This window comes from Pseudomonas tremae, assembly GCF_001401155.1.
GTDB lineage: Bacteria > Pseudomonadota > Gammaproteobacteria > Pseudomonadales > Pseudomonadaceae > Aquipseudomonas > Aquipseudomonas tremae.
The window spans coordinates 33,353-45,957 of the sequence record NZ_LJRO01000058.1 but is presented as its reverse complement, the minus strand read 5'-3'; the positions used below and the strand labels follow the sequence as shown (position 1 = coordinate 45,957).

15 protein-coding genes are annotated in these 12,605 nt (G+C 57.8%); 8 read left to right on the top strand and 7 right to left on the bottom strand.

All coding sequences use genetic code 11. The annotated features are described in order from the left end of the window. Positions 1-119: 119 nt before the first annotated feature. Complete coding sequence (locus tag ALO43_RS04080) at positions 120-1,550, top strand: NAD-dependent succinate-semialdehyde dehydrogenase (protein ID WP_054997147.1); 1,431 nt, start codon at positions 120-122, stop codon at positions 1,548-1,550. Between the two features lie 79 nt (positions 1,551-1,629). On the opposite strand, the gene pbpG is transcribed toward ALO43_RS04080, so the two are convergent. Further along, positions 1,630-2,565 (bottom strand): D-alanyl-D-alanine endopeptidase, encoded by a 936-nt coding sequence (pbpG, locus tag ALO43_RS04075; RefSeq protein WP_162010092.1) that lies wholly within the window; start codon positions 2,563-2,565, stop codon positions 1,630-1,632. Between the two features lie 268 nt (positions 2,566-2,833). On the opposite strand from pbpG, the gene ALO43_RS04070 reads away from it, so the two are divergent. Continuing rightward, positions 2,834-3,394: a hypothetical protein gene (locus ALO43_RS04070; protein ID WP_053932546.1), complete on the top strand. Its 561-nt coding sequence runs from the start codon at positions 2,834-2,836 to the stop codon at positions 3,392-3,394. Between the two features lie 103 nt (positions 3,395-3,497). Here the strand turns inward: ALO43_RS04070 and ALO43_RS04065 are convergent, their stop codons facing one another. Continuing rightward, a complete protein-coding gene (locus tag ALO43_RS04065; RefSeq protein ID WP_005893008.1) occupies positions 3,498-3,680 on the bottom strand; it encodes a hypothetical protein in 183 nt (60 codons plus the stop codon). A 172-nt stretch (positions 3,681-3,852) separates the two neighbouring features. Further along, the gene (locus ALO43_RS04060) at positions 3,853-4,218 is read right to left on the bottom strand and encodes a hypothetical protein (protein WP_005893007.1); all 366 of its coding nucleotides are present in this window, start codon (positions 4,216-4,218) and stop codon (positions 3,853-3,855) included. A 200-nt stretch (positions 4,219-4,418) separates the two neighbouring features. On the opposite strand from ALO43_RS04060, the gene ALO43_RS04055 reads away from it, so the two are divergent. Further along, positions 4,419-5,234 (top strand): shikimate 5-dehydrogenase, encoded by an 816-nt coding sequence (locus ALO43_RS04055; protein WP_005893006.1) that lies wholly within the window; start codon positions 4,419-4,421, stop codon positions 5,232-5,234. 33 nt (positions 5,235-5,267) lie between these two features. On the opposite strand, the gene ALO43_RS04050 is transcribed toward ALO43_RS04055, so the two are convergent. Further along, positions 5,268-5,930: a YceH family protein gene (locus ALO43_RS04050; RefSeq protein WP_024690007.1), complete on the bottom strand. Its 663-nt coding sequence runs from the start codon at positions 5,928-5,930 to the stop codon at positions 5,268-5,270. Between the two features lie 153 nt (positions 5,931-6,083). Here ALO43_RS04050 and ALO43_RS04045 point away from each other — a divergent pair, with 153 nt between their 5' ends. Both ALO43_RS04045 and ALO43_RS04040 read left to right on the top strand, forming a co-directional pair. Then, the gene (locus tag ALO43_RS04045; RefSeq protein WP_054997146.1) at positions 6,084-6,593 is read left to right on the top strand and encodes a DUF1993 domain-containing protein; all 510 of its coding nucleotides are present in this window, start codon (positions 6,084-6,086) and stop codon (positions 6,591-6,593) included. A 259-nt stretch (positions 6,594-6,852) separates the two neighbouring features. Beyond that, entirely contained in the window at positions 6,853-8,007 is a 1,155-nt protein-coding gene (locus ALO43_RS04040; RefSeq protein ID WP_024670591.1) for an MFS transporter, read from the top strand. Here ALO43_RS04040 and nhaR read toward each other — a convergent pair. Continuing rightward, positions 8,004-8,906: a transcriptional activator NhaR gene (gene nhaR, locus ALO43_RS04035; protein ID WP_054997145.1), complete on the bottom strand. Its 903-nt coding sequence runs from the start codon at positions 8,904-8,906 to the stop codon at positions 8,004-8,006. The two genes, ALO43_RS04040 and nhaR, sit on opposite strands and share 4 nt — an antisense overlap. A 132-nt stretch (positions 8,907-9,038) precedes the next feature. On the opposite strand from nhaR, the gene ALO43_RS04030 reads away from it, so the two are divergent. Both ALO43_RS04030 and ALO43_RS04025 read left to right on the top strand, forming a co-directional pair. Continuing rightward, positions 9,039-9,281, top strand: coding sequence for a hypothetical protein (locus ALO43_RS04030; RefSeq protein WP_024670593.1), 243 nt, complete (start codon positions 9,039-9,041; stop codon positions 9,279-9,281). Positions 9,282-9,315: 34 nt separating this feature from the next. Then, the gene (locus ALO43_RS04025; RefSeq protein ID WP_005893000.1) at positions 9,316-10,071 is read left to right on the top strand and encodes a TerC family protein; all 756 of its coding nucleotides are present in this window, start codon (positions 9,316-9,318) and stop codon (positions 10,069-10,071) included. Positions 10,072-10,171: 100 nt separating this feature from the next. On the opposite strand, the gene ALO43_RS04020 is transcribed toward ALO43_RS04025, so the two are convergent. After that, a complete protein-coding gene (locus tag ALO43_RS04020; RefSeq protein WP_005892999.1) occupies positions 10,172-10,351 on the bottom strand; it encodes a hypothetical protein in 180 nt (59 codons plus the stop codon). Positions 10,352-10,570: 219 nt separating this feature from the next. Here ALO43_RS04020 and ALO43_RS04015 point away from each other — a divergent pair, with 219 nt between their 5' ends. Further along, on the top strand, positions 10,571-11,266 hold the full coding sequence (locus tag ALO43_RS04015; RefSeq protein WP_054997144.1) for a hypothetical protein: 696 nt from the start codon (positions 10,571-10,573) through the stop codon (positions 11,264-11,266). A 50-nt stretch (positions 11,267-11,316) separates the two neighbouring features. On the opposite strand, the gene ALO43_RS04010 is transcribed toward ALO43_RS04015, so the two are convergent. Next, positions 11,317-12,600, bottom strand: a complete 1,284-nt coding sequence (locus ALO43_RS04010) for an NAD(P)/FAD-dependent oxidoreductase (protein WP_005892997.1) — start codon at positions 12,598-12,600, stop codon at positions 11,317-11,319. Between the last annotated feature and the right edge of the window lie 5 nt (positions 12,601-12,605).

The window sequence follows — 12,605 nt, the reverse complement described above, 5'->3', positions numbered from 1 at the left end:
CCGTTTTCGATGTTACTTGACCCGCAGCGTATTACCTCTCTAAATGCCACTCGGCTTTCTCGAGCGCAGAGCATCCTGCGCCCTCTGCAATTCCCTCCACATCATCATGGAGAATTCTCATGTATCCAGACGTACAGCTTTATATCGATGGTCAATGGCGTGCCAGTCGCGATAACCGCACTCTGCCGGTCTTCAACCCGGCGACCGGTGAGTCCCTGGGCAATGTGGCGCATGCGGGTGTTGCCGATCTTGACGAAGCACTGGCGGCAGCCGAGCGCGGCTTTGCCACGTGGCGCAACACCTCGGCATACGACCGTTACAAGATCATGCAGAAGGCCGCGAACCTGGTTCGCGAGCGTGCAGACAGCATTGCGCGGATCATGACTCAGGAACAGGGCAAGCCGCTGGCCGAGGCGCGCATGGAAACCTTGTCCGCTGCCGACGTCATCGACTGGCTGGCTGAAGAGGGGCGTCGCAGCTACGGCCGGATCGTGCCATCGCGCGGCGCGTCCATCGAACAGAAGGTCATCAAGGAGCCAGTAGGTCCGGTGGCGGCGTTCACGCCCTGGAATTTTCCCATTAACCAGGTGGTGCGCAAGCTTTCATCTGCGCTGGCGGCTGGCTGTTCGATCATCGTCAAGGCCCCGGAAGAAACGCCGGCATCGCCTGCCGAGCTGATTCGGGCGTTTGCCGATGCTGGCGTGCCTGCGGGCGTCATCGGGCTGGTGTACGGTGATCCGGCAGAGATATCCGGCTACCTGATCCCGCATCCGGTCATTCGTAAAGTGACCTTCACCGGCTCGACACCGGTCGGCAAGCAGCTCGCTGCACTGGCCGGGAAACACATGAAGCGCGCGACCATGGAGCTGGGCGGGCATGCACCGGCCTTGGTTTTCGATGACGCTGATATTGACCTTGCTGCCCGTGTGCTGGCCACCGCCAAGTTCCGCAACGCCGGGCAGGTGTGTGTGTCGCCAACGCGAATTCTGGTGCAGCGCAAGGTGCTGGACGCGTTCACCGAGAAGTTCGTCGGTCTGACTCGCGAGATCAAGGTGGGCAACGGCCTGGAGGCAGGCACGACCATGGGGCCGGTGGCCAATGATCGACGCATCCCTGCGCTGATCGATCTGATCAAGGATGCAGTGGGCGGCGGTGCAACGCTTTCAGTCGGTGGCAAGGCTATTGAAGGGGCGGGTTACTTCTTCGAACCGACCGTTCTTAGTGGTCTGACACCTGTCATGCGCATCATGAACGAGGAGCCGTTCGGCCCTGTCGCGCTGTTGGTGCCGTTCGATACGCTGGAAGAGGCGATTGCCGAATCCAACCGAGTGCCTTTCGGGCTGGCGTCCTACGCATTTACCACATCGATGAAGACCGCGCAGGCACTGAGCACCTACATCGAAGCGGGCATGCTGTCGATCAATCATCAGGGTATGGGCTTGCCCGAAGTGCCGTTCGGCGGCATCAAGGACTCTGGCTATGGTTCCGAAGGCGGCATCGAAGCTATCGAGGCGTACCTGAACACCAAGCTGGTCACTCAATACAACTGAGTGCGGGCGGGGGTTGATAAATGAAGCGGTCGCGATGTGCAAGCATCGCGACCGTTTTTCATTCCACTTACCGAGCCGGTCAGTCCTTGGCCTGAATACCGGTCTGCTTCATGACCAGATTCTTCTCTTTCTTGTACTGCAGCGCGACTTCCGGTGCCGGACCGCTTTGGCCGGTTTCCAGCCACTTGCGGATACGACTGGCGTCGGCGAAGTGGGTGTACTTGCCGAACGCATCGAGGATGACCACGGATACAGGACGATTAGCCATGGAAGTCAGCAGCACCAGGCAGTGACCTGCCTGGTTGGTGAAGCCGGTCTTGGTCAGCTTGATGTCCCAGTTGTCCTTGCGCACCAGATGGTCGGTGTTGCTGAAGCCTAGCGTGTAGGTCGGTTTGCGAAACGTAACCGTTTTCTGCTCGGTGGTGCTCAGTTCACTGATCATCGGGTATTTGCGCGCCGCCATCACCAGCTTGGTGAGGTCGCGGGCAGTCGACACGTTGAACACCGACAGGCCGGTGGGTTCGACATAGGCGGTGTGCTTCATGCCCAGCGCCCTGGCCTTGGCATTCATGGCCAGAATGAACGCCGGGTAACCACCGGGGTAGCTATGCGCGAGGCTGGCGGCAGCACGGTTTTCCGAGGACATCAGGGTGATCAGCAGCATGTCTCGGCGGTTCATTTCGCTGCCGAGTTTGACGCGTGAAAAGACGCCTTTCATTTCCGGTGTCTGGGAGATATTGACCGGAATCACTTCATCCATCGATTGTTTGGCGTCGAGCACGACCATGGCGGTCATTAGCTTGGTCACCGAAGCTATCGGTACGATGACGTCCGGGTTACTGGAGTACAGCACTTTGTCAGTCTGCAAATCGACGACCAGTGCGCTGCCGGAGGCAAGGTGCAGGTTGGAGGGGTCACGGTTCAGCGCGGCGGTTTCATTGGCAAATGCGGGTGTAGTAAATACCGGACCTGTAAGTACACATAATAGGCCCAGAACAGACAGACGAATTTTCAAGAGCAAGGCTCACTCGATAAAGTGTGTTAATGGAAGGGATCGCGTCAAAAGGCTGCATTTTATGAGCAGGCTTTGTCGTGTGTCGATGGCTGGGCAGGGTAATTCACTTATAAATACGGGAATCGGGCTTCCGTTAAGCAGTCGTTAAGTGGCTTTTTGCTCACAAAGCAGTCTAAAAACACTCAGGAGTTTTAATATTCGTGGTGCGCGCGGCCTGCACCGATTAGCATTCCATGCCATTCAGGTCAGCGATTCAAGGAGTCATGCAATGCTCAAGGGGTTTATCGGCAGGGATTATCTGGTACTGGTAATCGTTGCCTCGCTGGTTGTTGTGCTGTTGCTGGGTGCAGGGTTTACCTCACGGCCGTCCGACTGGGCTGGCTGGATGCAGGCCATCGGCCTCATAGTCGGGTTGATAGTTGCCATCGCGGTCCCGGCCATCCAGCGCAAGCAGGACGCAGAGTTGGCCCACAAGCAGTTGCGTGATCGCGAAGTGGGCTATGCGCGCCGCATGCAATATCTGTGTGGCGAGTTGAGCGAACTGCAGGGCCGTATCAGCCTTAACCTGGCTCACTTGCGTGCCAGCGACCGGCACAGTCTGAAATTTACCTTGCAGGACTACTTGCACCGCCTGTTCGAGTCTCACAAGCAAGACCTCAGTGACGACCGTGTGGTGCTGGCATATGAATTGCGGCAGGTGGCCAATGACCTGATCGACGAACTAGACAGCGGGCGCAACGACCGCGTGGTGTTCCTGGCACTGGAGAAGCGCCTGCAAAAGCTGACCCATCGCTGTCAGGTCAACGCGGCCATGGCCGAGCGCGTCTGAGAGGTTAATTGCAGGCGGGACGGCAAGACTGACAGCCATAAAAAAACCCGCCTAGAGAGGCGGGCAAGGGGATGTACAGGGCTACACACGAGTTTCTGAAAAATCAGCTGTTGAGGGGGCGGCACTGCATTTGCCTGGACAGCGCTTCTGCGACAGGCAGGGATGCGAGCGGGCCGCTGACCGGTTCGCCATCCTGAATCAGATACCAGCAGGCCAGCAGACCTCGTGCTCTGAGCGATTCAGGCACTGCGCTGCCGACGACGGACATGATGTTTACCTTGTTCATAACTGCCTCCTCAATCCATGTCGCTACTGTAGGGGGCGAGCAGGTCAGGTAGAAATCGACGCTCTCAATAGTGGTCATTGATGTCAACAACGGTTGGCTGCATTGCAACGGTAGGCAATGTTGTGCGCACATCAACGAAAAACCCGCCTGAAAAGGCGGGTTTTTTGTTCTGTTACCAGCGACCGCGTGGCGGGCCGTAGTAATAGCCCGGGCCTGGAGGTGGCGGTGGGCCATAGCGATGGTAGTAATAGCCTGGAGGCGGCGGTGGCGGGTAGCGCTCGACAACCTGATACACAGGCGCCGGCTGGTAGTAAACCGGCGGCGGTGCGTAGTAGACCGGCCGCTGCTGTACATAGACAGGCTCACGCTCTACGTAAACCGTCCTGTCATGGCTTGAAGATACCGCCGCCCCGACAACGGCAGCGCCTACGATAGCACCCACCACGGCAGGGCCACCCCAGCCACGGTCAGCATTCGCCTGGCCAGCAATGGCCAATGCACCTACAAACAAGGCAATTTTGGGGATTTGACGAATCATGACTGTTCCTCGCTCTCAACCCGTTGTCGCGCGCCTGCATCATTCTCAAGCACTGCCACGGGATAACACTATGACACCGAAATTGTAAGAATCTGCGAAAGCGCTGAGTAAATTTTATGTAAGGTGCGTTTCACTATTCATGGCTGCATAGCTTACGCTTTTGTCGAAGATTCAAGCCATTACCGTCTGGAGGAAACAGCATGCTTGTAACGGCTGACAGGGACACGCAGTTGTGTATGTCCATGGCCGCACGCCCGGGGAACTTCGGCGTTCGTTTTCACAATCACCTTTTCCAGCAGTTGGGTCTCAACTTCTATTACAAGACATTTTCGCCCAATGATCTGGCCGCAGCCGTGGCGGGTATACGTTCGCTGGGGATTCGCGGCAGTGCAGTGTCGATGCCGTTCAAGGAAGCCTGTATAGCGTTGGTCGATGAACTGGATGCCTCTGCCGCGGCCATCCAGTCGATCAATACCATTGTCAACACTGATGGGCACTTGAAGGCGTTCAATACCGATTACATCGCTGTTGCGCAGTTGATGGACAGCCATGCCGTACCGCGTAGCGAATTCGCTCTGCGTGGCAGTGGCGGCATGGCCAAGGCGGTCGCATTCGCGCTACGTGACGCCGGTTTCATCGACGGTCTGATTGTTGCGCGCAATGAGAGTGCAGGCAGAAGGCTGGCAGAAGCCTGTGGTTTCCGCTGGCAGGCACAATTGGGTGCAGCGCGTCCGCCTTTGCTGGTCAACGTCACCCCATTGGGGATGCAGGGGGCACAGTCTGCCGAATTGGCGTTTGAACAACAGGCCATTGATGCTGCAGAAACGATCTTCGATGTTGTGGCGACGCCGGCCGATACCCCGCTGATACGTGCCGCCCTTCAATCGGGCAAACGCGTCATCAGCGGTGACGAAGTGGCAGCGATCCAGGCGCTCGAGCAGTTTGTGCTTTACACCGGTGTTCGCCCTACAGATGAGCAGTATCAGCGAGCAGCGGCTTTTGCCAGAGCCGGCTGATGACACTCTGTCCGCAAGGGCAGGGCGTGCTGTCTACTCCAGCCTGGCCAAGCGTTCTTCAAGTGCGGCGACACGTGCTTCCAGCTCATCGATGCGCTGGTTTGCGGCAGGGCTGATCGTGCTGCGCTCTGGCGCTTGTTGCCGGGATGCAAGGAGCTCCTGCAGGTCGGAGGGGGCACCCATCAGGTGCATGTAGCGGTCCTCGCGCTGGCCTGACTGGCGAGGCACCAGAGTCGCCAGGCCTCTGGCGATCAAGCGTTCCAGTTGATGGACGACTTGCTCGCTGTCCTCGAAATCATGCATGCGGTTACTGCGAGTGAGCAGCTCGTTGACGGTTTGCGGACCGCGCAGCAGTAACAGACCGCTGAGGATAACCTGCGCGGGTACCAGTTCCAGGCCTTTGTCGACCCGGTGCTCCCAGCGATCAGCGCGGCTGCCCATCACCAACCGGGTCAGGCCACGGCCTTCCAGCGCACGCAGGCTTTGGCCAACCTGGCCCGGCGTCAGGTTCATCACCGGATCGCGGCTGGTTTTCTGGTTGCAGGCAATGACCAGAGCATTGAGGGTCAGCGGGTACGTTTCCGGATGGGTCGCCTGCTTCTCGATCAGGCAGCCAAGAATACGCACCTCTGTACTGTTCAGCTGCAACGCCTCGGCATCGGTGGAGGATTCGGTGGTGGAGGGTTCAATGGACATGACGCTTCCCTGAGTGATGGCGGGGGATCAGCGTAGGGTGTGGCAGGAATTATTGCCAGCACCTGCTGCAGGCATCTGCACGCACAGTGAAAGTGTCACGCTGTTTTGCGTCAGGACGGTCTATAATTGCGCCTTTCTCATTCAGGATACGTCATGTCTATTTCCCTGTACGCCGCTTCCATTCCTGTCTTTCAGCAAATGCTCAATGCGCTGAGCGACGTTATTACCAAGGCTGAAGCCCACGCGACCGAGAAGAAGATCCAGTCACCCGCGTTGTTGCAGGCCCGACTGTTCCCGGACATGCTGCCGTTTACCCGCCAGGTGCAGATTGCCGTCGATTTCGCCAAGGGGGCCTCGGCTCGTCTGGCCGGTGTCGAGATCCCGCAATACGAAGACACCGAAACCACCTTCGAAGAGTTGAAGGCATTGCTGGCCAAGACCCTCGCCTTCATCGGCAGCATCACGCCCGAGCAGGTTGATGGAAAGGAAGGTATCGAGATCGTGCTGCGCCCAGGCACCGAAAAGGAAAAACGTCTTAACGGTCAGGCTTACTTGCTCAGCTATGCCTTGCCGCAGTTCTTTTTCCACGTCACCACCGCTTACAACCTGCTGCGCCACAATGGCGTCGAAATCGGCAAGCGTGATTTCATGGGCAAGTTTTAATCGTTCTTGTGTGAGTTGACCGGGCCCAAGTGCTGAAAGCCCGGAAGACTGGCCTGAGGTTATGCAGATTCCCACACGCTGCGCGCGTGGGCCTTTGACGCTTGCTTCAGGCCGAACGAGATGCAGTGCCATTAAAGCCAGCGCTTCTGTAAAGTCCGCTGTCGTGCCGGACGTACTGAGCGACATACGTTACATCCTGTTCTGAGTCCCCCCGCAGGCCCTGCTGTCCGGCAGCCTGTGTCGTTGTTCTGGAGTGTTCATGCTGTTGCCCATACTGCTGTTGTCAGCCGCCGGTTTTACCGTGCTGACCACAGAGTTCATTATTGTCGGTCTTTTACCTGCGGTCGCCCGTGACCTGGATGTCACGGTTTCTCAGGCCGGACTGCTGGTGACGCTGTTTGCGTTTACCGTTGCCGCCTTCGGGCCGTTTCTGACCGCGTATTTCTCGCGCTTCGAGCGCAAGCGTCTGTTTATCAGCATTCTGATCCTGTTCGGATTTTCCAATGCCCTGGCAGCGCTGGCGCCCGACATTGCCGTCATGGGTGTTGCGCGCCTGGTTCCCGCGCTGGGGTTGCCCGTATTCTGGGCGTTGGCCAGTGAGACCGCAGTGGACATCGTCGGCCCGGAATTCGCTGGACGAGCCATTGCGAAAATCGGTTTCGGGATCGTCTGTGCCACCGTATTCGGCATTCCCGTGGGCACCCTGATCTCTGATGCGTTCGGCTGGCGCAGCGCATTTTTCATGCTGGCGGGCCTGGCGTTTGCCAAGGCGCTGCTGCTGGCAGTTTATCTGCCACGAACCGCTGCGAAGAAAAACCCGGTTTCAATCCTCAAACAATTAGGCATTTTGCGCAGCCCGATGATGCAAGGTCACGTGTTGCTGTCGGTACTCGTATTCAGCGGCATGTTCACTGCTTATACCTATCTCGCGGACATGCTTGAACGTCTGGCCGGTTTTGATGGCAATCTGGTCGGCTGGTGCCTGATGGGGTTTGGCGCAGTCGGTCTGCTCGGCAACTCTCTGGGCGGGCGTATGGTCGACCGTCATCCGCTGATCGCCAGCCTGGTGTTTTGCGCCTTTATGGTGGTCAGCATGATCGCAGTGGTGCCCAGCATCCAGTCGGTGGTAGCGCTTGCCCTTGCGTTGGCGGTGTGGGGCATCACTCAGGCCGCGCTGTTTCTGGTCAGTCATGTACGTCTGATCAAGGCAGCGCCGGAGGCACCCGCGTTCGCGGCGTCGTTGAACATTGCAGGTGCCAACCTGGGCATCGGCATCGGTGCGGTAATCGGCGGCAGGGTCATTGATCACTTGGGGCTGGGCAGCGTCGGTTTCGCTGCCGCCGGCATCATCGTTCTGGCCATCGTGCTTGCACTGTTACTGATCAAGCATGATCGCGGTCCGCTCGCTGTTTAACCTGCGTCGGTAAACAGCTGGTTTCGAGCACTTTCGGCGATGGCGACAACGCCGGGGTGCTTGACCTTGCGCTCAACGGTGATGGCATAGAAGGACTCGCTCACGGCGTCGGTCTGGCCTATCACCTGTACCGCATACTGGCTCTGTACTTCGGCGGCGATCACACTCGGCGCGACGAAGATGCCGCTGCCGGACTTGCCGAAAGCTTTCATCAGCGCACTGTCATCGAACTCGCCGACAATACGCGGCTGAATCTTCTGCTCGGCAAACCAGCGCATCAGCCTGCCGCGCACCACCGTTTCCTGACCCGGAATCAACAACGGCGCGCCGTGCAGGCACTGCGGAAAGTCGTCGCCAACGCGTTCGGCCACTTCACGAGTCGCAAAGAAGCTGACCCCACACTCGCCCAGTTTGTGGCTGTAGCCCTTTATGTCCAGATGCGGCGGCATGGGGCTGTCCGAGATCACCAGGTCAAGGCGCTGAATCGCCAGGTCCGCCAGCAGCCGGTCCAGCTTGTCTTCCCGGCAGGTGATGCGGATGGATTCCTGCAGGTTCATGGTCGGTGAAATCAATCGATACACAATTGATTTGGGTACCACATCCGCGACGCCGATACGAAACAGCAGCTGTTGTTCATCCGGTTGCGAGCGCAGCAGGTTTTCCAGCTCATTGCCCAGTTGAAACATTTGTTCTGCATAGGGTAGGGCGAGTCGGCCAGCTTCGGTCATTTCCAGTTGTCGACCTACGCGCTGGAACAGGTCGACGCCCAGTGAAGCCTCCAGCAGGCTGATCTGTCCGCTGACGGTCTGAGCGGTCAGGTTCAACTGCTCGCAAGCGCGCACGATGCTTCCGGTTTTGGCCACCACCCAGAAATAATGCAACTGACGGTAGTTGAGCATAAGAATCGCCGATTCGGTAAAACCGAAGTATACGCGTTATAAAATCGAATTTTACTGATGTTTCAAGATGTCTAGAATGCGCCTCTAACGCCGGACCAGAAATATCGTCCGGCCTTGTCTGGTGAGGAATCCATGAATAAATCCATTTGTGCTGCATTTTTGAGCTGTTCGCTGGTGGTCATAGCGGGATGCGATCAGATAGAGTCGTCGACAAAGCAGGTGCTTGATACCGCTGCAAATACGGCGAAACAAGCAGTAGACGATACTCACAAAGCCGCCACCCAGTTGCTTGACGAGGCCGAACAGGAACTTTCAGTACTCGAGCCGCTACCAGGCTCGGCTGAAAACGATAAAAAGTCCGATAAAGAAATCTAACGTGAAACTATTGGCTCAGGCAGGGCAGTGATCTATGGAATACCTATTGGAACTCGTGACAAGTCCGGCAGCCTGGATCGCCCTTGCGACACTGGTTGTGATGGAAGTCGTGCTGGGCATCGATAACCTGATCTTCATTTCGATCATCACCAACAAGCTCCCGGAACATCAGCGAGAAAAGGCCCGCAAGCTTGGCATCGGCATGGCGCTGGTCATGCGTCTGGGCCTGCTCAGCACTGTCGCCTATATCGTGCAACTGACAGAACCTGTGTTCGAGGTGTTCGGTAAGGCGTTCTCCTGGAAAGACATGATTCTGGTTGCCGGTGGCCTGTTCCTGGTCTGGAAGGCGACCACTGAGATTCACCACAGCATGGACGTCAAGACGGACGAAGAGAAAGCCCTGGGTTCGGTGGTGGCGTTGAGTATGGGCGCGGCGATCGTGCAGATCCTTATGCTGGACCTGGTGTTCTCTATCGACAGCATCATCACCGCTGTGGGCATGACCGAGCATTTGCCTATCATGATCATTGCGGTAGTGAGCGCCGTGGTGGTGATGCTGGTAGCTGCAAACCCGCTGGCCAAGTTCATCAATGACAACCCTACGGTAGTCATGCTGGCGCTGGGCTTCCTGATCATGATCGGTATGACGTTGATTGCCGAAGGGTTTGGTGCCCACGTACCGAAAGGTTATATCTACGCTGCCATGACGTTCTCGGCCGCCATTGAAGGGCTGAACATGCTGGTGCGCAGAGCAAGACGCCGAAAGGCTGCTCGTTTATCACATGGCTGATAGACGAACTGGCTGAAAAAAAACGGTCGACCCAGGCAACTGAGTCGACCGTTTTGCGTTCGAGGCATCGTCTGCGTACGCCCTGGCATGGCGAGCGTGTTCAGCCAGCCACGGCAGATTGCCTTTTTACATGTTTTGTCAGATCGGGTTTCTGCACCAAGAGCGGCCTGCTGCTGCGTGGATGATGGCGACGCGAGATGCGCATTACCCCCCACAGCATGGCGCTCGACACAGCAAGCCACGAAGCGATCAGCATCACGATTGTCAGTTCCAGGCTCATAAGTGCCTCCACATCCTGCTTTTGCTACGGTCTTGATAACTGACATTCTAGTACGAAGCATGTTTCGGTTAGTTGACCAATGGCATCGGGCTATGACCGATTTAGTTGCGGACCGCTCAACGGGCCTCTGCACAACGCTATACCCGAGCCCCGGACGGCTCTATTATCCGAGCCTAGGTCGGGTCGCAGGTTGCCCGACATCAGTTGAAGTGAGTAAGCATGTTGTCGGATTCTTTAATTGACGGCGCCGCTGGCGCCAGACGTTCATGGCTGGTGCTGGCCTTGATCATCAGCCTTGCTGGTTGTTCATCCATGGTTACGACGCAGATGAAACGCCTGCCTGACCGTGTCGAACTGACGTCGGTGCCGTTCTTCCGGGGTAACGCGTACCAGAGCGGGCCAATGGTGCTGGCAAGCATGCTGGCCAATCAGCAGGTACAGACCACTCCCGGTCTGCTCGACAAACCACTGCAACTGCCCGGTGCCGAAGACCGGCTGGAGCAGAACATGCAGAAGGTCGCGAGGGAATATGGCTTCATGGTCTACCCGCTCGACAGCCAGTTGCAGGAGCTGCTGGCTCAGGTTTCGGCAGGCTACCCGGTCATGCTGCGTTTTGCGCAGGGTTCCGCGTTCTGGAAAGGGCCGCGTTATGCGGTGCTGATCGGCTACAACCGGATCAAGCAAACCGTCTTGCTGAACGCGGGAATGGACCGTCGTTACTCGATGAGCTTCAGCAGCTTTGCCTCAGCCTGGCAAGACGCAGGCGGTTGGGCGGTGCTGGTGCAAGCACCTCGCCAGCTGCCTGCGAATGTCGATCATCAACGATGGCTGCAGGCGGCCGACGCGCTGGCAAAGGCGGGTCAGGAGCAGGCGGCAGGCGAGGCCAGAAGAACGCTGGAGCGTGGCGTTAAATGAAATCAACAAAAACGGCATCTTGAAGGTGCCGTTGATCTGCCGGTTGCTGGTCAGAATCCCAGTCGATCACGCAGGCTGTAATACCACGCGCCCAATGCAGTGAGCGGCGTGCGCAGCATCTGGCCACCGGGGAAGGGGTAGTGGGGCAGGTCGGCGAATGCATCGAAACGCTCGGCCTGACCGCGCAGCGCCTCGGCCAGCACCTTGCCCGCCAGGTGGGTGTATGTCACGCCATGCCCGCTGCAACCCTGTGAGTAGTAGATATTTTCGCCGAGCCTTCCAACCTGCGGCAGGCGCGACAGGGTTAGCAGAAAGTTACCGGTCCAGGCGTAGTCGATCTTGACGTTCTTGAGTTGCGGGAACGCCTTGAGCATTTTCGGCCGGATAATCGCCTCGATATTGGCCGGATCTCTCGCGCCATAGACCACGCCACCGCCAAAAATCAAGCGCTTGTCGGCACTGAGTCGGTAGTAATCCAGCAGGTAATTGCAGTCCTCGACGCAGTAATCCTGCGGCAACAGGGTTTTAGCCAGCTCATCGCTCAACGGCTCGGTGGCAATGACCTGGGTGCCGCACGGCATCGATTTCGCAGCCAGCTCCGGGACCAGATTGCCCAGATAGGCATTGCCGGCGACGATAATGAACTTCGCCCGGACTTTGCCCTGCTCGGTATGGACCACCGGGCTGGCACCGCGCTCGATGCGGATTGCTGCAGATTGCTCGTAGATCGTACCGCCCAGCGTTTCAACGGCAGCAGCTTCACCCAACGCCAGATTAAGGGGGTGAATATGACCGCCGGTCATGTCCAGCAAACCACCAATGTACTGGTCGCAGGCCACCACCTCGTTGATCCGTCGCTTATCCATCAACTCGAGTTTGTTGTGGCCGTAGCGCTCCCACAATCGCTGCTGAGCTTCCAGATGCGCCAGTTGCTTGCTGGTGATGGCTGCAAACACGCCGCCATCCTTGAGGTCGCACTGAATGCCATAGCGCGAAACCCGGTCACGAATGATGGACGCGCCTTCAAAAGCCATTTGCCCCAACAGCTGCGCCTGGCGTGGGCCTACCGTACGTTCGATCACATCTATATCACGGCTGTAACTGTTGACGATCTGACCACCGTTACGCCCGGATGCGCCAAACCCGACCTTTGCTGCTTCGAGCACCGTCACCCGGAACCCGTTCTCCAGCAGGAACAGGGCGCTGGACAGGCCGGTGTAGCCGGCACCTATGACGCACACGTCGGTTTCGACCTCGCCTTGCAGGGCTGGGCGTTGCGGCGCAGCGTTGGCTGAAGCGGCGTAATAGGACTGGGGATAGGGCGTATTTGCCATCCTGA

Coding starts and splice junctions, on each gene's coding strand:
- ALO43_RS04080 (WP_054997147.1), top strand. CDS start 120: ATGTATCCAGACGTACAGCTTTATATCGATGGTCAATGGCGTGCCAGT.
- ALO43_RS04070 (WP_053932546.1), top strand. CDS start 2,834: ATGCTCAAGGGGTTTATCGGCAGGGATTATCTGGTACTGGTAATCGTT.
- ALO43_RS04065 (WP_005893008.1), bottom strand. CDS start 3,680: ATGAACAAGGTAAACATCATGTCCGTCGTCGGCAGCGCAGTGCCTGAA.
- ALO43_RS04060 (WP_005893007.1), bottom strand. CDS start 4,218: ATGATTCGTCAAATCCCCAAAATTGCCTTGTTTGTAGGTGCATTGGCC.
- ALO43_RS04055 (WP_005893006.1), top strand. CDS start 4,419: ATGCTTGTAACGGCTGACAGGGACACGCAGTTGTGTATGTCCATGGCC.
- ALO43_RS04050 (WP_024690007.1), bottom strand. CDS start 5,930: ATGTCCATTGAACCCTCCACCACCGAATCCTCCACCGATGCCGAGGCG.
- ALO43_RS04045 (WP_054997146.1), top strand. CDS start 6,084: ATGTCTATTTCCCTGTACGCCGCTTCCATTCCTGTCTTTCAGCAAATG.
- ALO43_RS04040 (WP_024670591.1), top strand. CDS start 6,853: ATGCTGTTGCCCATACTGCTGTTGTCAGCCGCCGGTTTTACCGTGCTG.
- nhaR (WP_054997145.1), bottom strand. CDS start 8,906: ATGCTCAACTACCGTCAGTTGCATTATTTCTGGGTGGTGGCCAAAACC.
- ALO43_RS04030 (WP_024670593.1), top strand. CDS start 9,039: ATGAATAAATCCATTTGTGCTGCATTTTTGAGCTGTTCGCTGGTGGTC.
- ALO43_RS04025 (WP_005893000.1), top strand. CDS start 9,316: ATGGAATACCTATTGGAACTCGTGACAAGTCCGGCAGCCTGGATCGCC.
- ALO43_RS04020 (WP_005892999.1), bottom strand. CDS start 10,351: ATGAGCCTGGAACTGACAATCGTGATGCTGATCGCTTCGTGGCTTGCT.
- ALO43_RS04015 (WP_054997144.1), top strand. CDS start 10,571: ATGTTGTCGGATTCTTTAATTGACGGCGCCGCTGGCGCCAGACGTTCA.
- ALO43_RS04010 (WP_005892997.1), bottom strand. CDS start 12,600: ATGGCAAATACGCCCTATCCCCAGTCCTATTACGCCGCTTCAGCCAAC.